Annotated in this window: 21 protein-coding genes and 1 pseudogene; 9 read left to right on the top strand and 13 right to left on the bottom strand. The window is 61.9% G+C overall.

Annotated elements, in window-relative coordinates; genetic code table 11:
- Window positions 1–179: 179 nt before the first annotated feature.
- The 3 genes and pseudogenes from fadD5 to QMK32_RS03905 all read right to left on the bottom strand — a co-directional run.
- Window positions 180–1703 (bottom strand): annotated as a pseudogene (gene fadD5 / locus QMK32_RS03915) (fatty-acid--CoA ligase FadD5); the annotation flags it as partial.
- Window positions 1704–1738: 35 nt separating this feature from the next.
- Window positions 1739–2674, bottom strand: a complete 936-nt coding sequence (locus QMK32_RS03910) for an oxygenase MpaB family protein (RefSeq protein WP_283473080.1) — start codon at window positions 2672–2674, stop codon at window positions 1739–1741.
- Between the two features lies 1 nt (window position 2675).
- On the bottom strand, window positions 2676–4172 hold the full coding sequence (locus QMK32_RS03905; protein WP_283473078.1) for an aldehyde dehydrogenase family protein: 1497 nt from the start codon (window positions 4170–4172) through the stop codon (window positions 2676–2678).
- 271 nt (window positions 4173–4443) lie between these two features.
- Between QMK32_RS03905 and QMK32_RS03900 the strand changes: the two genes are divergently transcribed.
- On the top strand, window positions 4444–5133 hold the full coding sequence (locus QMK32_RS03900; RefSeq protein WP_283473076.1) for a GntR family transcriptional regulator: 690 nt from the start codon (window positions 4444–4446) through the stop codon (window positions 5131–5133).
- A 10-nt stretch (window positions 5134–5143) separates the two neighbouring features.
- Here QMK32_RS03900 and QMK32_RS03895 read toward each other — a convergent pair whose 3' ends face one another.
- Genes QMK32_RS03895 through QMK32_RS03885 form a run of 3 tightly spaced genes read right to left on the bottom strand, consistent with a single transcriptional unit; the run spans window position 5144 to window position 8434 of the window.
- Window positions 5144–7501 (bottom strand): FdhF/YdeP family oxidoreductase, encoded by a 2358-nt coding sequence (locus QMK32_RS03895; protein WP_283473075.1) that lies wholly within the window; start codon window positions 7499–7501, stop codon window positions 5144–5146.
- A gap of 28 nt (window positions 7502–7529) precedes the next feature.
- Window positions 7530–7790 (bottom strand): acyl-CoA-binding protein, encoded by a 261-nt coding sequence (locus QMK32_RS03890; protein ID WP_269302268.1) that lies wholly within the window; start codon window positions 7788–7790, stop codon window positions 7530–7532.
- Window positions 7791–7843: 53 nt separating this feature from the next.
- Window positions 7844–8434, bottom strand: a complete 591-nt coding sequence (locus tag QMK32_RS03885) for a TetR/AcrR family transcriptional regulator (RefSeq protein WP_283473074.1) — start codon at window positions 8432–8434, stop codon at window positions 7844–7846.
- A 52-nt stretch (window positions 8435–8486) separates the two neighbouring features.
- Between QMK32_RS03885 and QMK32_RS03880 the strand changes: the two genes are divergently transcribed.
- Window positions 8487–9425 (top strand): oxygenase MpaB family protein, encoded by a 939-nt coding sequence (locus QMK32_RS03880; protein ID WP_283473073.1) that lies wholly within the window; start codon window positions 8487–8489, stop codon window positions 9423–9425.
- A gap of 30 nt (window positions 9426–9455) precedes the next feature.
- Here the strand turns inward: QMK32_RS03880 and QMK32_RS03875 are convergent, their stop codons facing one another.
- Window positions 9456–10772, bottom strand: a complete 1317-nt coding sequence (locus QMK32_RS03875) for a class I SAM-dependent methyltransferase (RefSeq protein WP_283473072.1) — start codon at window positions 10770–10772, stop codon at window positions 9456–9458.
- Entirely contained in the window at window positions 10769–12169 is a 1401-nt protein-coding gene (locus QMK32_RS03870) for an FAD-binding oxidoreductase (protein WP_283473184.1), read from the bottom strand. Before QMK32_RS03870 ends, QMK32_RS03875 begins: the two co-directional genes overlap by 4 nt.
- Window positions 12170–12476: 307 nt before the next feature.
- Here QMK32_RS03870 and QMK32_RS03865 point away from each other — a divergent pair, with 307 nt between their 5' ends.
- The 3 genes from QMK32_RS03865 (at window position 12477) to recR (ending at window position 13970) form a co-directional block, all read left to right on the top strand.
- On the top strand, window positions 12477–12911 hold the full coding sequence (locus QMK32_RS03865; protein WP_283473070.1) for an SRPBCC family protein: 435 nt from the start codon (window positions 12477–12479) through the stop codon (window positions 12909–12911).
- 102 nt (window positions 12912–13013) lie between these two features.
- Complete coding sequence (locus tag QMK32_RS03860) at window positions 13014–13352, top strand: YbaB/EbfC family nucleoid-associated protein (protein ID WP_088942966.1); 339 nt, start codon at window positions 13014–13016, stop codon at window positions 13350–13352.
- Window positions 13353–13361: 9 nt separating this feature from the next.
- The gene (gene recR, locus QMK32_RS03855) at window positions 13362–13970 is read left to right on the top strand and encodes a recombination mediator RecR (RefSeq protein ID WP_283473068.1); all 609 of its coding nucleotides are present in this window, start codon (window positions 13362–13364) and stop codon (window positions 13968–13970) included.
- Window positions 13971–14022: 52 nt separating this feature from the next.
- On the opposite strand, the gene QMK32_RS03850 is transcribed toward recR, so the two are convergent.
- On the bottom strand, window positions 14023–14730 hold the full coding sequence (locus tag QMK32_RS03850) for a type 1 glutamine amidotransferase (protein WP_283473067.1): 708 nt from the start codon (window positions 14728–14730) through the stop codon (window positions 14023–14025).
- On the bottom strand, window positions 14723–16006 hold the full coding sequence (locus tag QMK32_RS03845; RefSeq protein ID WP_269302280.1) for a Mur ligase family protein: 1284 nt from the start codon (window positions 16004–16006) through the stop codon (window positions 14723–14725). Before QMK32_RS03845 ends, QMK32_RS03850 begins: the two co-directional genes overlap by 8 nt.
- A 107-nt stretch (window positions 16007–16113) precedes the next feature.
- On the opposite strand from QMK32_RS03845, the gene QMK32_RS03840 reads away from it, so the two are divergent.
- On the top strand, window positions 16114–16491 hold the full coding sequence (locus QMK32_RS03840; RefSeq protein ID WP_269302282.1) for a nuclear transport factor 2 family protein: 378 nt from the start codon (window positions 16114–16116) through the stop codon (window positions 16489–16491).
- On the opposite strand, the gene QMK32_RS03835 is transcribed toward QMK32_RS03840, so the two are convergent.
- On the bottom strand, window positions 16439–17398 hold the full coding sequence (locus QMK32_RS03835) for an EamA family transporter (RefSeq protein WP_283473183.1): 960 nt from the start codon (window positions 17396–17398) through the stop codon (window positions 16439–16441). The genes QMK32_RS03840 and QMK32_RS03835 overlap by 53 nt on opposite strands.
- Window positions 17399–17470: 72 nt before the next feature.
- On the opposite strand from QMK32_RS03835, the gene QMK32_RS03830 reads away from it, so the two are divergent.
- Complete coding sequence (locus tag QMK32_RS03830; RefSeq protein ID WP_269302284.1) at window positions 17471–18370, top strand: LysR family transcriptional regulator; 900 nt, start codon at window positions 17471–17473, stop codon at window positions 18368–18370.
- 38 nt (window positions 18371–18408) lie between these two features.
- On the opposite strand, the gene QMK32_RS03825 is transcribed toward QMK32_RS03830, so the two are convergent.
- Entirely contained in the window at window positions 18409–18801 is a 393-nt protein-coding gene (locus QMK32_RS03825) for an SHOCT domain-containing protein (protein WP_502943515.1), read from the bottom strand.
- 153 nt (window positions 18802–18954) lie between these two features.
- On the opposite strand from QMK32_RS03825, the gene QMK32_RS03820 reads away from it, so the two are divergent.
- Together QMK32_RS03820 and QMK32_RS03815 are read left to right on the top strand one after the other, a co-directional pair.
- The gene (locus tag QMK32_RS03820) at window positions 18955–19386 is read left to right on the top strand and encodes a DUF6325 family protein (RefSeq protein WP_269302287.1); all 432 of its coding nucleotides are present in this window, start codon (window positions 18955–18957) and stop codon (window positions 19384–19386) included.
- 9 nt (window positions 19387–19395) lie between these two features.
- A complete protein-coding gene (locus QMK32_RS03815) occupies window positions 19396–19689 on the top strand; it encodes an SHOCT domain-containing protein (protein WP_283473064.1) in 294 nt (97 codons plus the stop codon).
- Window positions 19690–19763: 74 nt separating this feature from the next.
- Here the strand turns inward: QMK32_RS03815 and leuA are convergent, their stop codons facing one another.
- Entirely contained in the window at window positions 19764–21569 is a 1806-nt protein-coding gene (leuA, locus tag QMK32_RS03810) for a 2-isopropylmalate synthase (RefSeq protein WP_283473062.1), read from the bottom strand.
- Between the last annotated feature and the right edge of the window lie 22 nt (window positions 21570–21591).

Raw genomic sequence — 21591 nt, 5'->3', positions numbered from 1 at the left:
TGTCATTCGAAGTGAGCCACCGATCCTTCACCGCCAGGCTACGTCCTTTCGCTTTCGGGGTACGCCCCGACCAGCAGTTGGGCGGATCCGGATCTCGGCAACTGTGTCACTTCGGGCCAGCTGACGCCAGTAGCCAGCGGTGTCGGTAGCGCGTAAAGCCGCTCAGGCTCGTCATCCGGTCAGTTCGCATCGGCGGGTGAGTACGAGCTTCGGAGAGCGACTTTGACGACCTTGCCGCTGGCGTTGCGAGGGAGGGCGTCGACAACCACGAGCTCCTTCGGATGTTTGTACCGTGCGAGGTGCTCGCCCAGCCAGTCCACGAGTTCCTCCAGAGTCAGATCCGGGGCCCCGCCCGCGTCGGTCAATGCAACTACGGCCACGGGTACTTCTCCCCAGGTCTCGTCGGTTCGCCCGATGACTGCGGCTTCGCGGATCCGTGGATGTGAGAAGAGGACGTTTTCCACCTCGGCGCAGTAGATGTTCTCACCGCCGGAGATGATCATGTCCTTCTTGCGGTCGACGACGAAGACGAAACCTTCGTCGTCTTGACGGACCAGGTCGCCGGAGTGGAACCAGCCACCGCCGAACGCGTCGGCTGTGGCGTCGGGGTTCTGCCAGTACTCGCGCATGAGAGTAGGGCCCCGGTAGACGATCTCACCGATCTCTCCGCGAGCGACGTCGTGCATGTCGTCGTCGACCACACGGGCCGAAACAGTGGCGATGACGCGTCCGACGGAACCGAGCTTGCGCAGCGCATCCGCTCCGTCGAGAACGCAGGTGATGGGTGACATCTCGGTCTGGCCGAAAACCGCGACGTTGAGTGCATCGGGGAACGTTGCCGACATGGACCTCAGGATGGTGTCCGACGCCGGGGCAGCGCCCCAGGATATGACGCGAAGCTTCACCGCGCGTGGCGCTCGCGATTGCTCGGCACATATCGCTTGCCACTGCACGGGCACGAGGAACAGTGTGGTGACTTCCTCGTATTCCAGGACATCCAGCAGCGCTGCAGGATCGAATGCGCCGACTGGGTAGATGACTGTCGGGACCCCCAGCAGCAGACTCGGGGCCAAGCTGCCGAGGGCCGCGATGTGAAACATCGGTGACGCACAGAAGCCGATTTCGTCCACTCCGTGCATCTGCAGTGCGCGAATGCACGTCAGTGCTTGCGCCTGCATGTTGGCGTGGGTCAGCACAGCGCCTTTCGGTCGGCCGGTGGTGCCGGAGGTGTACATGATCAATGCCGGTGCATCATCGGGGACGTCGACGGGTGCAGCGTGATCGGCGTCGACGAGCAGTCTCTCGTACTCCTCACCGGCCGTGATCGTTGCTGCCAAGGAATCCGATTGTGCTGCAACTGCTTCGGCAAGTCGAGAGAGTGGCTCGTCGGTGACGAGTAGCGTCGCACCGCTGTTGTCGGCCAGGAACGCGACCTCAGGTGCGGTCATCCTGAAGTTCACGGGCACTGCCAGCGCGCCGAGCGCATTGATTGCCAGCACCGATTCGAGGTATTCGGGGCGGTTGAGCATGAGGATCATGACGCGATCCCCGGCGCCGACACCTCGTCGACTCAGGACGCCGGCGAATCTCGCGACCCGGTCGGAAAGCTTGTGCCAGGTAATGGATTCGCCGAGGAATCTCAGCGCGAGCCCGTCCGGATTCATCAGGGCGTGGCGACGAACCTGGTTGTTCCAGTTGTTTCGAACCGCACTCGGCGGCTACTGGCGATCTTCACCGGTCAGAGTGTCGTGGGTTGCTCCGCTCGTGGACCGACACTGCGTTCGGGTGTGTACGGACACGTCGGTGGGTCGGCGAGCGCGCCGAGCTGGCTCGGACGGTAGCCGCGCGGGTAGCCGGGGTACGTCTTGTTCTTCGAATCGTCGGTGGTTCTCGAATGCCTACGCTTGGGCATGAATCGTTCCCCGCGCGCTTTGGCGCGCAAACTCGCTACCGCGATGCGACGCAGAGTCGGTGAGCCGGCCGGGAAGCCGAACGCGTGCGCCATCTTGTCGTCCATCAGCGCATAGACACCTTGCCGTACCGCCGGATGCAGTGCCGTCGGAAACCATGAGCAGAACAAGTCGAGGGTGTACTTCCCGACGCGGTGGTTGTCCTCGGTGTACCGGAACGTGCGCTCTTCGTAGTCGAGCTTGAATCGCGCGAATTCGGTGTAGGACTCCGGAATATTCTTGATACCCATACGAATTCCGACTTCGCGGTAGAAGTGGAACGTGGCCAGGCGTTCCTTCGGGTGCAGCCGACGCCAGCCGTATCGGTCGATCCAATCGATCGGCTCGTAGATGAATGTGGTCAGGACATAGAGCAAATCGTCGTTGTCGATGTCGTACTTGCCGTGCATTCGATTGATCGTCCGCAGTGACTCGCGTCCCCTCTCGGAGTCGTAGCCGTGCTCGAGCATCTCCGCCATCAGGAGCGATGTGTCGTCATAGCGCTTCTGTGGTCGATTCTCGAATTCGCCTGTCTTCTCCAGCAGTTCGGAGATGGTCGGGACACAGTATGTCCGGAACAGGGCAAATTCGAGAGCGCGTTGGTAGTCCCATGGAAATTCGCAGCCTGCGGTGATGAGATGGATCTCGTGGTTGTCCACTTTCGGATCGAGTTCCTCTATTCGCCGCAACCACCCGTACCGGCCACGCTTGGGAGTGACATCCATGTCAGCCTCTCCCGTGCCGCAGTTTGAGCATCAGTTTCGAGATCTTCATGTCACGTGCCTTGCGGTTCAACGTGAGTAGCTTCAGTGGTATCGCAAATTGCTGTACGGCAAGGGATTTGACGGTGCTGAACTCGCGGAGTCCGTCGGCGCCGTGGATGCGACCGAAACCGGAATCGCCGGTACCACCGAACGGCAAAGCAGGAATGCCGGCGAACCCGAGGACGGAATTGACCGTCACGACGCCGCAATCGAGTCTTTCCGCTGCTCGTCGTCCGGCCTCGGTGTCCTTGGTGAAGACCGAGGCGCCGAGTCCGTACACCGATGCGTTGGCGCGTTCGATACCTTCGTCGAGATCACGAACCTTGTTCACGACCACCGTAGGGCCGAAGGTCTCCTCCGTGATCGCAGTAGAATTCTCGGGAACGTCGGTGAGAATGACAGGGTCGATGTACGGGCCGTGCAGCGATTCGAGGCCACCGACGACAGCACGCGCGCCTTTGGCCAGAGCATCTTCGATCTGGCCTCGGACGATGTCGCTCTGCTTACCGAGGGTCATCGGACCGTACGAGGAGGATCCGGTACCGCCGGGCTTCAACGCTGATACTGCCGCAGCAAGTTTGTCGACGAAGTCCTCGTACACCGGAGCCGCGACATAGATCCGCTCGACACCCGCGCACGTCTGACCTGCATTGCCCATCGCACCGAATGCTGCAAACTCCACGGCTGCATCGAGATCGGCGTCAACGTCGACGAGCATTGCATCCTTGCCGCCGCATTCGGCGACGAGCGGGGTCAGCGACTGTGCGCACGTGGCCATGACCTTCTTGGCGGTGGCCGTGGACCCGGTGAAGGCGATCTTGTCGACTCCCGCAGTACACAGTGCTGCTCCGGTCGATCCGTCACCGGTGACGGTCTGGAATACCAGTTGTGCCGGTGCGAGGGACTCCCACTTCTTTGCCAGCCACACACCGACACCCGGGGTGAGCTCGCTGGGTTTGAACACCACCGCGTTGCCGGCCGCGAGTGAGTACGCGATGGAACCCATCGGGGTGTATAGCGGGTAGTTCCACGGCCCGATGACTCCGACGACACCGAACGGCCGGTAGCCGACATAGGCCTTCTGATTGGCGCTGATCAGTCCCGAGGACACCTTGCGCTGCTCGAGCGTCTTCTCGGCGTTCCGTGCAGCCCAATCGATGTGTTCGACGGCCATCATGACCTCGAGAATCGCATCCTCATCCGGCTTGCCGCTCTCGGCGGAGATGACCGCGGCAAGGCTCTGCGCATCCTTGGCGATCGCGTTCTTGAATTCGAGCAACCAATTCTTACGTCCGCTGAAACCCTGAATATCCCACCACCGAGAAGCGGCCCGAGCGCGGTCGACGGCGGCCTGGACTGCAGCGTCGTCGGCGATCGGATAGCTGGCCAGCACATCGCCTGTCCTCGGATCGAGACTGTCGAACGTTGGAACTTTCATCTGCGTGACCTGGTCCGTCATCGGCCGAAATCCTCCCGCTCTCATCATCACATCACATATATTTGATGTAATTTACTGTTGTTTGGCTCACACTATGTGCCGCAATCGGTAGCGACAACCCCTTGTGATTCGGATGGGCCTGTTCCTCACGAATCGAGATCAGGAGCACCGCGATGAGTACGGATTTCACCCAGGGGCAATCGTCGTTCGCCCAGGCCGTAGCGGCCTTCTGTAGGCACGAGGCGGGCACTCGTGTGCAGCGCGACATCATCGGCAAGACCTACGGACTCTGATGGTCGCATCCACACTCCGCCGCAGACCACAGCTGTCGGAGGAAGTCGCCGGACGCATTCGAGGGCAGATCATGTCCGGGGCCCTCCGGCCGGGACAGTTCGTCCGAATCGACGAGACGGCGATGGAGCTCGGGGTGAGCGCGACTCCGGTGCGGGAAGCGCTCGTCTCCCTTCGTGGAGAAGGCCTCGTCGAGCAAGTGCCGCACCGTGGCTACCGCGTCGGAGATCTCTCCAGGGAGGACATCGACGACATCTTCTGGCTGCAGGGCACGATCGCAACCAAGTTGGCACGTCGAGCGGCCCGAGTGATCACCGCGCTTCAGATCGAACAGCTGACCCATCTCAATGCTGGGCTACGCGAGGCAGTGGAGCAGGCGAACCCCGACGCAATCGAGTCGTGCGAATTCGAATTCCATCGTTTCATCAACCGAGTCGCGGGTGGTTCGAAGCTCGCGTGGTTTCTCTTCGGCGCGATCCGTTACACGCCGGCCAGACTTTATGCGTCCGACCCGGCATGGGGCACCGAGTCCGTCCTGAGCCACGAGATCCTCATCGATGCACTGAGGCGAGGTGACCTCGATGCGGTCGGTGAGCAGATGTGTCGTCAGTTCGTGGACGGGGCCGAGCGGTTGACAGCACATCTCGAACGGGTAGGCCTGTGGGCCTCTCCGAACACCGTGGCGAGGTAAGGACGGGCGCCTAACTCAGATGATGCGGTTGCGGATGGGACTTGTGAGCCTCGTCGGACCCCATGCCGTCCTGGCGACCGTGGCCCTCGGTGCCGGCAGTCCCGGCAGTCCCGGCAGGAACGAGCTTGATGACGACCGATTTCGATGTCGGACAGTTGCTTCCCACCGCCGTCGAGTCCAGGGGAACCAACGGATTGGTCTCCGGGTAGTACGCCGCGGCGCACCCGCGAGGGGTGTCGTATTCGACGATCCGGAAGTACGGCGCACTCCGCTCGATGTCGTCGTCGTCCCATTTGGTGACGAGGTCGACGTACTCGCCGTCCCGACAGCCGAGTGCGGCGATGTCCTCGCGGTGGACGAACACGACGCGTCGGCCGCCTTCGATTCCTCGGTAGCGATCGCTCAGGCCGTAGATCGTCGTGTTGAACTGATCGTGGCTTCGTAGCGTCTGGAGCAGTAGGTGGCCGTCCGGGACCTGTAGAACGTCGATCGGCAAGGCAGTGAATTCGCCTCGCCCGGAGTCGGTTTCGAAGGTTCGCGAATCTCGCGGTGGATGTGGGAGAACGAATCCGCCTGGCCTGCGAACGTTGACCTCGTACCCTTCACACCCCGGTACGACGCGAGAGATGTGCGTGCGGATGTTTCGGTAGTCCTCGCGCATGCCCTTCCAGTCGATGTCATGGCGGTCGCCCAAGGTGGCCTCGGCGATGCCGGTGAGGATGGCCACCTCGGATCGAAGGTGCGCACTGGCAGGCTTCAGCGGACCGCGGGAAGAGTGCACCGAGCAGGTGGAGTCCTCGACGGAAATCCACTGTGGGCCCGAGGCTTGCACGTCCTGCTCGGTGCGGCCGAGTGTCGGGAGGATGAGCGCAGTCTCGCCACAGACGAGGTGCGAACGGTTGATTTTCGTCGAGATGTGCACGGTCATGCGCATACCGCGCATGGCCTCGAAGGTGACGTCGCTGTCCGGCGTCGCCTGGACGAAATTGCCGCCGAGTCCGAGGAAGAAATGGGCTTTACCGTCACGCATCGCGCGGATCGAGTCGACTGTGTCGAGACCGTTCTCGCGCGGTGGATCGAAACCGAACTCTGCCTCGATGGAGTCGAGGAAGTGCTGCGGGACTCGCTCCCAGATCCCCATGGTGCGATCACCCTGCACGTTGGAGTGTCCGCGTACGGGCAGCAGGCCGGCACCGGCCTTGCCGATATTGCCCTGTGCCAGAGCCAGATTGGTGAGTTCCTTGATGGTGGCGACGGCGTTGCGGTGTTGGGTCAAACCCATGGCCCAGCAGAAGACGGTGGCCTTCGAATCACGAAGCATACGTGCCGCCTCGGTGATGACTTCCCTTGTCAATCCGGTGGATTCGGTGACGACCTCCCAGTCGAGAGCACGCACGTTCTCGTGCCATGCATCGAAGCCCGCAGTGTGGGCCTCGACGAATTCGTGGTCGAGTGCATCCCATTCGACGAGCAACGATCCGAACGCCTGGAACAGCGCCAGATCTCCGTTGATTTTGATCGGCAGATGCATGTCGGAAAGGTCCGTACCGGGACCGACCATTCCGCGGACGGTCTGCGGGTTCTTGAAGTTCACCAAACCGGCTTCACGCAGTGGGTTGATCGAGAGGATCTTCGCGCCGTTCTGCTTCGCCTTCTCCAGCGCCGACAGCATGCGGGGATGGTTGGTGCCCGGGTTCTGGCCGGCGAGGATGATCAGTTCGGCGTCGTATACGTCGTCGAGCGTCACGCTGGCCTTACCGATGCCGATGGTCTCCTGCAACGCGATCGAGGTGGACTCGTGGCACATGTTGGAACAGTCGGGCAGATTGTTGGTACCGAATGCCCGCGCGAAAAGTTGGTAGGTGAAAGCTGATTCGTTCGATGCTCGACCCGAGGTGTAGAAAATTGCCTCATTGGGATCGGGGAGCGATCGAAGTTCCTCGCCGATGAGCCGGAACGCGTCGTCCCACTCGATCGATTCGTAATGCCGGCTGCCTGGCCGCTTCACCATCGGATGGGTGATTCGCCCCTGCTGCCCGAGCCAGTGTTCGGTGTGGCCGTCCAGGTCGTCAATGGTGTGAGCTGCGAAGAACTCAGGGGTCGCACGCGTCGTCGTCGCTTCTTCGGCCACCGCCTTGGCGCCGTTTTCGCAGAACTCGGCGACGTGCCGATGGCCGGGGTCGGGATCCGGCCATGCGCAACTCATGCAGTCGAAGCCCTCGGCCTGATTGAGGTCGAGAAGCGTCTTCGCCGTCCGAACCGGACCCATATGGCCGAGCGCGCGCTTCATCGACACTGCGACGGCGGTCAGGCCCGCAGCATGAGTCTTCGGTGTGCCGATGTCGAGCTCTGTTTCGTGACGCTCCATGCTGGTCCTTTCGGGTCGGGCGACGCTGCTACTTGCCGAGCATCCTGGCAACCAAGTCCACGTAGGACTGTTTCGCCGAATCCTGGCTCGTTCCTTCGAGCTTCGCCCATGCGTCGAATTTGGCGCGATTGACCATGTCGAGTCTTCCGGGCCGCTTACCCTCGGCATCGCCTTTCGAACCTTGCTTGAACAATGAATACAGGCTGAGAAGGTCGTCGTTGCTGGGCTTGGAGGTCAGCGTCTTCACGTCGATCTGGGCCTGCTGAAACGACTGCTCGAGATCGGACACTTTCGGCTCCCTTGTTGTGCGACGCGATGCTCTGGTGATCTGCTCTCATCCGATCATGGCACGCGAGCGGAGTGCTGGCGGGCTGTTCGTCCGGCATCGGCGACGAGGCGGACGCAGTGAGCGAGAAACTTCTCCCGTGTCGTGGTGACTGTTCCGTCGAGGTATCCGACGAACAACGAGGTGAGCGCTCCCACGACACCGATGGCGACCAGGTGTTGATCTTCGGCGTCGAGGTCGGTCAATTCCGCACGAACCAGGTCGACGAAGGTAGGGACGAGGGCAGTTCCGCTTCGGCTGATGGCAGGCTCGGACAGTGGTGCCAGCAGCAATACTCGGCCTACGGCGGGATTGTCGAGGACCAGTTCGACGAAGGCGCGAACCGGTGCGGCGGCCCTGTTCTCCTCGGTGGAGATCGCGACGGCGGTTTCGATGGCAGCACGGGCCTGAACGCCGACGTGTGCGTAGACGGCTCGGACGTACTCGTCGCGGTCGGTGAAGCTCTCGTAGAAGTATCGCTCGGTCAGGGAGGCGCTCCGGCAGGCCGCACGGACGCTGATTGCGGGTCCGCCCGGGGATCCGAGGAGTGCAACACCGGCGTCGAGTAGCGTCGCGTATCGGTGTTTTCGGCGTTCGTCGATGTTCACCGGTCTCCTTGCCCTCTTGACTACGGATGTTGTCGAATCCTAGTCTGACAACATGTGTAGTCAGTCTGGGGTGGATCGGCCGATTCCGCTGGGGCCCGAATCGTTGACGTGGAAGTACTTCGGCGATTGGCGCGGAATGCTGCAGGGGGTATGGGCCGGATCCATGCAGAACATGCATCCCGGACTCGGAGCGGGCGTCGAGGAGCATTCGATTTTCTTCGACGAACGCTGGCAGCGCTTGTACCGATCGTTGTATCCGATCGGCGGCGTGGTCTTCGACGGCGACCGGGCCGAACGAACTGCGCTGGCCGTCCGCGGATATCACGACAACATCAAAGGTATCGACGCCAAAGGCAGGCGCTATCACGCGCTCGACCCGGATACCTTCTACTGGGCACACGCAACGTTCTTCATGGGGACCGTTCTGACGGCGGACCACTTCATGGGTGGCCTCGACGAAGAACAGAAGCGCCAACTGTTCACCGAACATGTTCAGTGGTACCGCTTGTACGGGATGAGCATGCGCCCGGTGCCCGAGACATGGGAAGACTTCCAGGTGTACTGGAGGTATATGTGCCGCGAGGTATTGGAAGACAACAAGGCCACTCGCGACGTCCTTGATCTGTCGGGGCTGGGGCCACCGCCGTACGCGTCGTGGATTCCAGCGCCGATCTGGGGCGTTCTCCGGCGACCGGTCGCGCGAGGTTTCGTGTGGCTTACCGTCGGACTCTACGACCAATCGATACGAGATCTTCTGGGCTACAACTGGACCGAGCGTGACGAACGAATTTTCTCGGTCGTGGGAAAGCTGATCGACAAGGCGTTCGCCGTGATACCTCGGCGATACCGTATGCACCCGCGAGGGCGAGCCGGCCTGGACCGCGCGACCGGACGTATTCCGGTCGACGCGGCGCTACCCCAAACCCCGGCACGCAATCTTCCGCCGATCGGTGAGCGGAACGATCCGAAGCACTACAGTCCTCGGGTCTAGAGGTTTTACTCACCTGTCTACGGAAGCTGCCTAGGCATCCCACCAGGGTCGCAGTGGCAGCCCTGCTTCACCCTTGGGCCCGAGCTTGACGCCCAGGACCTGGTGCAGCTGAACGACATTGCGTTCGAATCCAAGACGGGAGCCGGCCATGTAGAGGCCCCAGATGCGGGCGGTTCCTTCACCGGCTTCGGCGACGCACGCGTCCCAGTTGTCGACGAGATTGCGGCACCACGCGGCCAGCGTGAGGGCATAGTGCTCGCGGAGGCTCTCCTCGTGCCGCACCTCGAGGCCGACATCCTGCATCTCGCTGATGATGCGCCCCGAGCCGGTCAGCTCACCGTCCGGAAAGACGTACCTGTCGATGAACGATCCGGCTTTGGCGTGGCTTCGATTGTCGGGGCGGGTGATGCTGTGATTGAGCACTCGACCACCGTCGCGCAACTTCGACTGGATGAAGCCGAAATACGCTGGATAGTTGCTCACCCCGATGTGCTCGGTGAGGCCGATCGAAGACACCGCATCGAAACCGGTCTCGGCGATGTCGCGGTAGTCGGAGAAGCGAACCTCGGCGAGTTCGGAGAGCCCTTCGTCGGCGATGGCCTTCTGCGCCCAGTCTGCTTGCTCGCGTGAAAGAGTCGCGCCGATGACCTTGACGCCACGCCGTGCGGCATAGCGGACCATCGAGCCCCAGCCGCAACCGATATCGAGCAGTCGGTCGCCTTCCTTCAATCCGAGCTTCTCGAACACCAGCCGGTACTTGTTCTCCTGTGCATCCTCGAGGGACTGCTCCGGTGAGGTGTATGCGGCACATGTGTAGGTCATCGATTCTCCGAGTACGTACTCGTAGAACGTATTCGACACGTCGTAGTGGTGCGAGATCGACTCGGCATCACGAGTCTTGGAGTGCCGCAAGCCCTCCGCGATGCGACGCCACCGTGGAATCGCCTCCTGGGGCGGCGGCGCGATGGGACGCAACAGGTCCCAGCCCAGAGAGCGGGTGATCGTGGCGAGTGTGAGGGCGGACGGCCTGCGGAAGTGCAGCTCGTCTCCCATCACGCGCAACAACTCGTAGGGGTCTCCCGGATGTACGCCCTGCGCCTCGAGGTCGCCGGATACGTAGGCGCGGGCCATGCCGAGGTCACCCGGAGCGGTCGCCAAGTAGGTGGTGCCGCGCGGACTCTTGAGCTTGAGTCCGAGCCTGGCATCCTCGGGTCCGGCGGCGCTGCCGTCGTAAGCGCTGAAACGGAGGGGGATGTTTCCGTCGGAAAGCAGCTCGAGAATCTCCGAGATGGTGAGCTTGTGGGTGCGGCTCGCGTCGCTACCGGTGGGTTCTTTCAACGTTGTCATTTTCCTTGCACCGCTTTCGAGTACATGTCCAACAGACGTGACTTCGGATCGTACTTTTTCTTCAGTTCTTCGAATTTCTCGCCGCCGTACAGCGCGGCAAACTCTGCCTCGGAGTAGTAAGCATCCGAGTAGAGCGATTTGTGCCCATCGAAGTCGGTGACCTTGTGTTCGATGGCACGATTGGTGGCACCTTCCGGTTGGCCGGGGACGATGGGGACCGACGACCAGAAGCCGATGTTGACGTAGGTCTTCTCGGGCTCGAGCGGATACAACGGCCATGGTCGCGCACCGTCGGCGCCGTCAGGTGTCGGATCACGAAGGCGCAACGGGCACAACCACAATGGCTCGATGGGGATTTCGTCGAGGAACCAACGCAGAAACGGGGCGGTGTTCTCGATGGGAACCTCGACGTCCTGAACGACGCGCTCTCGCGGTGGTCTTCCCTTGCGGGCCTCGAGGCGATCGGCGATATCGTATTTGCGGTCGAGGCCGATGAGCTTCCAGTAGAAGCTGGAGCGTCGATACTTCTTCGGCCAAAGACGTCGAATTTTCGGGTTCTGGGTGCCGAAAGCGCGTGAGCACCAAAACCAGTCGGTATCCCAACGCCACAGGTAGTCGTGAATTGTCACTCGATCGGTCTTCGGCTCGCGGCCGTCGTGCTGGATCGAGCGGTAGAAGATGTCGGGCCCGGCGTGGTACTCGCTGACGGGGCCGGGCTCGGCCGTTTGGGTACCCAGTGTCAGGTAGCTTTCGTCGGCGGAGAACACGACGCCGTCGAGGTAGTGGACTTCGATTCCGTCGTACGCACGCTCGGAAACGATGGTATCCATCGTCGACTGCATCGCGTCGAGATCGTGGAAGCGCACGTGACGGAGAGTGACGAACGGCTTTACCGGTTCGAGTTGAATCTTCAGTCGGGTCGAGTATCCGAGGGTGCCGTACGAGTTGGGGAAACCCCGGAACAGTTCGGCGTTCTCGCCGTCCGGTGTGGCGGTGATGATCTCGCCGTTTCCGGTGAGGACGTCGATCTCGAGAACGGATTCATGTGGAAGTCCGTTGCGGAAAGAGGTGCTCTCGATTCCGAGGCCGGTGACAGCACCGCCGAGTGTGATGGTCTTGAGCTGCGGGACGACGAGCGGAGCCAGGCCGTACGGCAGCGTCGCGTCGACCAAATCCTCGTAGGTGCACATTCCGGCCACATCGGCTGTCCGGTCCATCGGGTTCACCGTGATGACACTGGTCAGCCCCGATACGTCGAGTCCGGGGGCGGTCGAGCCTGCTCGTGCTCGGAAGAGATTCGAGGTCTTCTTCTCCAGTCGTACCGTCGCGTCCTCGGGGATTGCTCGGTAGCTTGCAAGTACTGCGCCGACTCCGGCGCGATACGCGGCGAATCCGATCTCTCGAGGTTCGGGTCGTCGTCTCGTCAGCACGTTCGCGGAAGCCACAGACTGACGCTATCTCTACTGCAGGTCGAGGGCCACCGAGAATGCGGCCTCGTACGCAAAATTTCACGTAAACGTTGCGCGAAAGCAGCGTCTGAAACGGACTAATCGGTCAAATGGATGCGTCTTGCATGTCTTTTGCACGGCTAAATAAAAGTTGGTGAACCCTGTCACACCGCCGCATACCGCTGGGCCGGCGCAGCGGCAAGGGTGGGCAGAATGGTGCTTCGGTCCTGAACGGATTCATCGGAGGAGACAGAACATGGCTCAGGTAAGTGCACGCAGCTCCATCACCATCGCTCAGGGGGCCGAGAAGGTATTGGCTGCGCTCTCCGACTACGAAACGGTGCGCCCGCGCATTCTTCCCGAGCAATATCTCGACTACGCGGTTGTCGAGGGCGGTCAAGGTGACGGCACAGTGGCCAAGTGGACACTGCAGGCCACCTCGAAGCGCTCGCGCAACGTCCTGGCCACCGTGACGGTCGCGGGATCGAAGATCACCGAGCGGGACGCCAACTCCACGATGGTCACGACCTGGGCGATCGCCCCGTCCGGTACGGGATCCGAGGTAACGACGACGACCGAGTGGAAAGGCGCAGGCGGCATCGGCGGATTCTTCGAAAAAACTTTCGCGCCGCTCGGACTGAAGAAGATCCAGGCGCAGACTTTGGCAAACCTGGAGCGCGAAGTTCGATAGAACGCCGTATGGCGACACTCACGTGTATGGATGCTGGGCCGCGCCACCTTAGTGGGGCGCGGCTAGGCTGAGATGTGTAACCGAACCGAGAGGACCCCCACAGTGCAACCCGGTGAGCAGCCCGACATCGCGTCGATCATGCAGCAGGCGCAGCAAATGCAGCAGCAACTGATGGCCGCACAAGCCCAGATCGCGGAGATCGAGGTGAACGGGCAGGCGGGCGGAGGATTGGTCACGGCAACGGTGAAGGGCACAGGCGAACTCGTCGGCCTGACGATCGACCCGAAGGTCGTCGACCCGGACGACGTCGAAACACTGCAGGATCTGATCATCGGTGCGATCGCCGACGCGTCGAAATCCGCCCAGACCGTAGCGGCAGACAAGCTCGGTCCGCTCACTGGTGGCCTCGGCGGCGGTTCGCTCGGCCTTCCCGGCTTCTAGGGCCGACACGTGTACGAAGGTCCTGTTCAGGATCTGATCGACGAACTCGGAAAACTTCCAGGTGTCGGACCCAAAAGTGCTCAGCGCATTGCGTTTCATCTGCTGAGCGTGGAACCACCCGACATCGACCGGCTCTTGAAAGCACTCCAACGCGTCCGCGACGGCGTCCAGTTCTGCACGGTGTGTGGCACCGTCTCCGAAAAGGAACTGTGTCGAATCTGTGCCGACCCGAGACGGGATCGCAGCATCATCTGCGTTGTCGAAGAGCCCAAAGATGTTCAGGCAGTGGAAAGAACGCGGGAGTTCAAAGGCCGTTACCATGTGCTGGGGGGCGCCCTCGATCCCTTGAACGGCATCGGCCCTGACCAGCTTCGCATTCGAGAGTTGTTGGTGCGAATAGGAAACCAGGACGACGGCGTCGACGTATCCGAGGTGATCATCGCCACGGATCCGAACACCGAGGGCGAAGCGACATCGACGTATCTTGCCAGGACGATGCGTGACTTTCCAGGTCTGTCGATCACCCGTTTGGCCTCGGGGCTACCGATGGGTGGGGATCTCGAGTTCGCGGACGAGCTCACCCTGGGTCGGGCGTTGACGGGACGTCGGGTGCTCTGACCTGATCAGCGCGTTCGCTCCCGAAGACCTCGGCAAGGACGAGCGAGACACCCTAGCGGCTGAGCCGCTCCTTCCGCAGTTGGGTGACCTCGTTGAGATCGAGCGGCGCCAGCGGCGATCCGAGCGCACGTTCGAGGAGATGGTCCGCCAACTCGGGATTGCGCGCGAGTACCGGTCCGTGCATGTACGTCCCGATCACCGAACCTTGTACGACGCCTTCGCGTCCATCGCCGACGCCGTTGCCGACACCGTGCGTAACTTTCCCGAGCGCAGACGCGTCGGCACCGAGTGTCGTTCCACCACGGTGGTTTTCGAAGCCGGTCAAATGTGAAGTGAGCCCGGAGAGCAAAGGTTCGGTGACGACCTCACCGATCGACCGCGTCGCCTGTGGCTTGGTGGTGACGTCGAACAGTGACACGCCGTCGACGCGCTCGCCGGAAGACGTTTCGTACCAGTGCCCGAGGACCTGAATAGCCGCGCAGATCGCGAGGACGGGAACGCCTCGCGCGGCCGCATTCTGCAGTCCGGGATATCGGGCGAGGTGACGCGTCGCCAATCGCTGCGCTGAGTCCTCGGCCCCGCCCAAGGTGTAGACGTCGAGAGAGGAGGGGACAGGGTCCTGCAGGGTGATGTGAACTACTTCGGCATCGATACCGCGCATACGAAGACGCTGGCGGAGAATCAGCGCATTGCCGTTGTCGCCGTAGGTTCCCATGACGTCGGGCAGGACGAGCCCGATCCGAACGGTGGACTCAGACATCGTGCACCTCGCGTGCGAGCGCGCGGCCGAGGTCGCGGAACGCAGTGTAATTGGCCAGCACTTCCACGCGTCCGGGCGGACAGGATGCTATGGCCTTCAGTGGATCTGTCACGGTCGTGTGCGGGGAACCGGCGTAGAGCAGGCGCACACCCAGATCGGTAGCGCGTTCTCCGGAAGCGACGACGGCGACGTTCTCGAAATGTTCGAAGCGTACGTCCCACAGCCAGGAGAGGTCTTCCCCGTCAGGAACCTGACCGTTGACGGCGATGACCAGGCCCTCCACGGTGGGGTCGATCATCGACATGGCTTCCTGCCATCCCGCGGGATTCTTGGCGAGAAGCAGACGCACGGAATGAGGTCCGTACTGGACTGTCGAGTAGCGGCCGGCGACCTCGTCCACTCCCGACGCAGCGGCAACGGCGTCGACCGCGCTCGCACCGAGAGTCACGGCAGCGGCGACGGCTTGAGCCGCGTTACCGCGGTTGGCTCTACCGGGCAGAGCCAGGGTCATCGGAATCTTGAGACTGTTCGGCCCGTACAGATTTTCGTCGTCGAGCCACCAGTCGGGTGTCGGGCGCTCGAAGGCTACGCCGTTTCCGACGTCGCCGCCGGTGCTGTACCAGTGGTCGCCGTCCCAGACGATCGGTTCGCCGGTCCTCGGGCAGCTGACGGAGTCTCCCGCCCAGCCGCCTCCTGCCGCCACCCATACGACGTTGGGGGCATCGAACGCGGCTGACGTGACGAGGACGTCGTCACAGTTGGCGATGACGACGGTCTCGGGGTGCCGTGCCAGACCGGCGCGCAGCTTGCGCTCGATCATGTTGATCTCGCCGACGCGATCGAGCTGATCGCGGCTGAGGTTCAGTAGTACGACAGCATCGGGGGATACCGCGTCGCACACGTGGGGGACGTGTAGTTCGTCCACTTCCAGCGCAGCGATCGGAGCATCGAGGTGGGCGAACAGGGCCGCAACGATTCCGGCATCCATGTTGGCACCGTCGGCCTGGGTGGCTACTTCTCCGAGGGGAGCGAGTGCTGCCGCCGTCATTCGCGTCGTCGTCGATTTTCCATTGGTACCCGTCACCACGACCGTGCGACGGCCGGAGCCGAGACCGGTCAGTATGTCCGGGTCGATCTTGAGAGCGACGAGGCCGCCGATCATCGATCCCTTGCCCCGGCCTGCCTTGCGTGACGCCCACGTTGCAGCGTCGGCTGCTCGTAGTGCCAGCCTTCCGCGTGCACCTATCGCCGCTCTGCGCTCACCCGCTCGAACCATGCGCCGAGTCTGGCACAGACTGGCCGACGAACTCTCCTCGGAAGTCACCCCGGACCGCTATCTTGGTTTCTAGAACATGTTCTAAAACTACGAAAGGACTACTTTTCATGGCTCCAACTGCCGATGTCATCCGCAAGACGGTCGACGCATACGTTCAGGCCGTCGCGCACGGCACTGTCGACGACATCTTGGCTTTGTACGCCGAGGGCGCCACGGTGGAAGATCCAGTCGGCACCGAGGTCAAGACCACCGAAGCATCGATCAGGGAGTTCTATGCCGTGGTCGAACCGATGGAGCAGACCGGAGAGGTGCTGACGGTGCGAATCGCGGCGAGCACCGCTGCGTTCCACTTCAAGCTGACAACCAAGTTCGGTGACAAGATGCTCGAGATCTCGCCGATCGATGTGATGGAGTTCGACGACGAGGGCAAGATCACTTCGATGCGCGCAATCTGGGGTCAGGAAGACATGGTTCAGATTCCCTGAGTCGAGGTCGATCACGCCCGGGGCTCACAGCCCCGGTCGTTCCCCGAGTTCCGGTCATTCCGCCGAGGCAGCCACCGATGACGACGGCTGCTCCGACCAGTGATAGGGCGCTCGGGGCCTCGTCGAGGAATGTCCACGCTCCGGCGATACCGACGACGGGGACGAGCAGGGAGAACGGTGCGATGACACCCGCGGGGTGGCGGCTGATCAGTACCGTCCAAAGGCCCGATCCGGCGATGGTGCCCAGCAGCACGATGTAGGTGAGACCGGCGAGCGCCGGCCAACCCGACGAGCTGAACGAGTCACCGAGGGCACGCCACCCCGTGGATGGTCCCTCTACCGCAGCCGAGAGTGCAAGCATCGGAAGCGGCGGGATCACGCACATCCACAGCATGAGCCGCATCGGTTCGGTCGACCTGGCAAGCCTGTTGCCGAGGTTGCCGAATGCCCAACCGAGGCCGGCGAGCAACGTCAGTACGACGGGCAGCAACGACGCGGCCTGTGCTCGGTCCCAACCGATGAGGGCCATCCCCACGACGGCGACGGTGATACCGACTATTCGGCGGCGACCGACGTGCTCACGAAGTAGCAGCGCACCGAGGACGATGGTAAATGGTGCCGAAGATTGCAGCACGAGTGATGCGAGCCCGGTGGGCATCCCGGCATTCATCGCTGCGAAGAGAAAAGCGAACTGTAGAAATCCGAAGCCGAACCCGTAGAGCAGAAGCCAGGCGATCGGCACCTTCGGCGGACGAACGAACAGCAGTACCGGGATCGCGATCACGAGAAACCGAAGACCGGCGAAGAAGAACGGCGGGAAGTGATCGAGGCCGACCCGAATGGCAAGAAAGTTGAGTCCCCAGAGCACCGCGACGGTGAGCCCGAGGAGTCGATCGCGGTTGTTCACGGTCACTATCGTGACCGTTAGCAAACATCAGCACAATCTAATAAATCCACATGAATGATTAAGCTTTGCTTCATGAATGTCGAGCGCTTGCGGATCCTGCGGGAGCTGGCCGACCGCGGGACGGTCGCGGCAGCGGCTTCGGCGCTGTCCTTGACGCCGTCGGCGGTGTCCCAGCAGCTCAAGTTGCTTGCCAAAGAAGCCGGCGTGACGCTGTTGGAACCCGACGGCCGAAGGCTGCGATTGACCGACGCCGGGCATGCGCTCGTGCTGCGCGCTGACGAGGTCGTGTCAGCGTTGGACAGGGCCGCCGCAGAGATGGCCTCGTACGGCAACTCCCCGCGTGGACGCGTGCGGGTCGCGCTGTTTCCTTCGGGCGCGGCGCTACTGCTTCCTGGTGTGCTGGACAGATTGAGCGAGAGCGGGACCCGCGTCGACGCCAGCGACGAGGACCTCCCCGCATCTTCCGTGCCGACGCTTCTTGCGGACTATGACGTCGTCTTGACTCATCGTGATGACGTTGCCCCGGCGACCGCGGCAATGCGCATCGAAGTCGTGCCGCTGATGCGTGAACCGATCGATCTGGTGTTGCCGCCCGATCATGCACTGGCAGGGCAGGATTCGGTAGATCTGCGCCAGCTGGCGGAAGAGCGCTGGATAAGCGTGCGCGGTGGCTTCCCGGTCGACGACGTATTGCTGTCGGTCGCGGCGGCTACCGGAGTGCAACCGCGAGTCGTGCAGCGCATCAATGATTTTCGGGTGACAGAGGAGCTCGTAGCTCGCGGTCACGGCGTCGCGCTGATGCCACGTTTTGCGGTGGTGCATCCGCTGCTTGTTCGACTGCCGTTGAAGGGTGTGAAGGCCGGGAGGATCTACGAACTCGCAACGCGGCCGGGAGCACACAGGCTTCCGGCCGTCGCCGCGGTCATCGAGGCTTTTCGTGCGGAGGCTTCGCAGGTGAGCGGAAATGCATGACATGCCATACATTTTCGCTCAGATGCGAAGAAATCTGCCTACTGTAGTGCCTTGACCTTCAGTTGCGAGAATTCCTCATCGGTGATGGTTCCACTGTCGAGAAGTGCCTTGGCGTGTGCAATCTCCTCGGCGGAGGTGCGTCCAGCGACCTGCTTGATGTACTGCTCTTGTTCGTCCCTCGCGTGCTGCATGGCCGACACCTGACGCTTGGTCATATCGCCACCCTTGGCGATCAGGTAGATCAGCGCAGTGATGAACGGTGCCACGATCAGGAAGAAGACCCAAATGGCCTTCACCCATCCAGAGCTCTTGTGATCCCTGAACAAGTCTCCGATGATCGAGAACAGCACCATGAGATAGGCGATGAATGCGAAGCTGACGATGATCAGCCAGAGGAAATCCCAGAACGAATCCACGATTCGATACTCCATTTCGAGTAAGAGCAATTCCTGACGACAGAAATTGGTGCGGGTCTTGCGACTCAGTGTCGCACTTGTCTTCGAGCAAGATCATCATCCGAAACAGGTGAATTCACCCGTGTCGGATGATGCCGTCGTCGACGAATGCAAGGAAATATCGTTTCGATGAGTGAGACGGTGTTCGACATAGGGCCGGTTGGCCTGTTGGTCATGACATTTCCCGGTGATCGGGCAAATCCCAAGGTGGTCGAGGCGCTACAAAGCGCGATCGCCCAAGGCTCGGTGTCGCTTCTCGATCTGGTGTTCATCGGACGAAGACCGGACGGAACTTACCGTCAGGTCGATGTCGACGAGAAGCTCGAAGACGTGGGTCTCGAGATCCTCTCGCTCGAAGCCAAGGCATTGATCAGCGATGAGGATCTCGACGTCGTGCGTGAGTCCCTCGAACCGGGGACTTCCGCCGCAGTTCTCGTCTACGAGCAGACCTGGGCCCGAACCTTCGCTAACGCATCGCGCGCGGCAGGTGGCGAAGTCGCACTGCACGTTCAAATTCCACGGGAAACAGTCGAGATCGCGCTCGCTGCAGCGCTGGTATAGGAGAAGTACATGGTATTCGGACGAGGACGCGTCGGCAGACCGGGACTACTCGGAACGGTAGCCCGCACCGCTGTCGTCGCGGGGACGGCGAACGCGACGTCCAACGCGATGAATCGCCGCAGACAATCGCGCGAGGAGCAACAACAGGCACCACCGCCACCGCCACCAGTAGCTGCACCAGTAGCTGCACCTCCAGCCGAGGACGACCTCGTCGGCCAGATCCAGAAGCTGGCCGCGCTGCGCGATGCAGGGGTGCTCGACGAGAACGAGTTCGCGGCAGCGAAAGCAAAGCTCCTCGCCTGATCCCCGGGGGTGGTGGAACCACACGGGCCCCTCTCCGCTGTGGAGGAGAAGGGCCCGAGTGATCTTCCAGCGAGTTACTTCAGAGCGCGATTGACCGCGGAAACGAGCGCTCGCAACGATGCAGTTGTAATCGACGTCGCGATACCAGCACCCCACACGGTCACAGCAGTACCGGAGGGACCGGTGACCGAGGCCTCGACGTAGGCGGCAGCCTGGGCGTCGTCACCAGCCGACATTGCGTGCTCGGAGTAGTCCAGGACGCTGATGTCGTAACCGATCGTCGACAGCGCGTCGACGAATGCGGCAAGGGGACCGTTGCCGGAGCCGGTGATGTCCTGCTCGACGCCGTCGAGCAGAATCGTCGCGACGATGTTGTCGGTCCCGCCGTCCGTCTCGGCCGCGATGACGCGCTGCTTGATGCGCTCGAGCGGACGCACCGGACTCAGGTATTCCTCGGCGAAGACATCCCACATTTCCTTCGGGGAGACCTCGCCGCCCTCGCCGTCGGTAATGCGTTGAACAGCCTGCGAGAACTCGATCTGCAGCCGCCGCGGCAGAGCGAGACCGTGATCGGACTTCATGATGTAGGCGACGCCGCCCTTGCCGGACTGCGAGTTCACGCGAATGACGGCTTCGTAGGTGCGGCCTACGTCTTTCGGATCGATCGGCAGGTAGGGGACTTGCCAGGTGATCTCGCCGACATCCGAGTTCTGTTCGTCGGCGGACACTTTCATCGCGTCCAGGCCCTTGTTGATGGCGTCCTGGTGGCTTCCTGAAAATGCCGTGTACACCAGGTCTCCACCGTACGGGTGACGCTCGTGGACGGGGAGTTGGTTGCAATACTCGACTGTTCGACGCACCTCGTCGATGTTCGAGAAGTCGATCTGCGGATCGACGCCGCGGGTGAACAGGTTCAGACCCAGCGTCACCAGGCATACGTTGCCGGTGCGCTCACCGTTGCCGAAGAGACATCCTTCGATACGGTCCGCGCCTGCCTGGTAGCCGAGCTCGGCAGCAGCCACGCCGGTCCCGCGATCGTTGTGCGGGTGTAGTGACAGAATCACGCTGTCACGGCGATCGAGATTTCGGCTCATCCACTCGATCGAGTCCGCGTACACGTTCGGCGTGGCCATCTCCACCGTGGCAGGCAGATTCAGAATGATGGGCTTGGCTGGTGAAGGATCGATGACGTCGACTACGGCGTCACAGACCTCTTTGGCGTAGGCGAGCTCGGTACCGGTGTAGGACTCCGGGGAGTACTCGAATCGCCAGTCGGTGTCCGGGTACTTCTTGGATTCCTCGAGGCATTTACGTGCACCGTCGGTGGCGATCTTCTTGATCGTGTCGCGCTCCGCACGAAACACCACACGACGTTGCAGAATCGACGTCGAATTGTAGAAATGCACGATGACGTTCTGTGCACCTTCGCACGCGAGAAATGTGCGCTCGATGAGCTCCGGTCGGCACTGCGTCAGAACTTGAATCGTCACGTCGTCGGGAATGGCGCCGTCTTCGATTATTTCGCGAACGAAGTCGAAATCGGTCTGGCTGGCCGAGGGGAATCCGACCTCGATCTGCTTGTAGCCCATACGGACCAGCAGATCGAACATGCGTCGCTTACGTGCCGGGCTCATCGGGTCGATGAGCGCTTGGTTGCCGTCCCGCAGGTCGACCGCGCACCACTGCGGGGTCCGGTCCGTTACCTTGTCCGGCCAGGTGCGGTCGGGGAGGGTGATCGGCTCGACCTCCTCGGCGAACGGCAGATACCGGTACGTCGGCATCGAGGAATTCTTCTGGGTGTTCCACGCCGGCTGGTCGCTGGGAGCGGGCCGTGAAGGAGGAGTAATCGTTCTCGATGTGAATGCGTCGGCTGGTGACATTGGCTCAATCTCCGAAGTTACT

Origin of the sequence: Rhodococcus sp. H29-C3 (genome assembly GCF_030063405.1) — a bacterium.
GTDB lineage: Bacteria > Actinomycetota > Actinomycetes > Mycobacteriales > Mycobacteriaceae > Rhodococcoides.
Note: the sequence above shows the minus strand (reverse complement) of the source record. Positions and strands in the feature narration are given on the sequence as shown.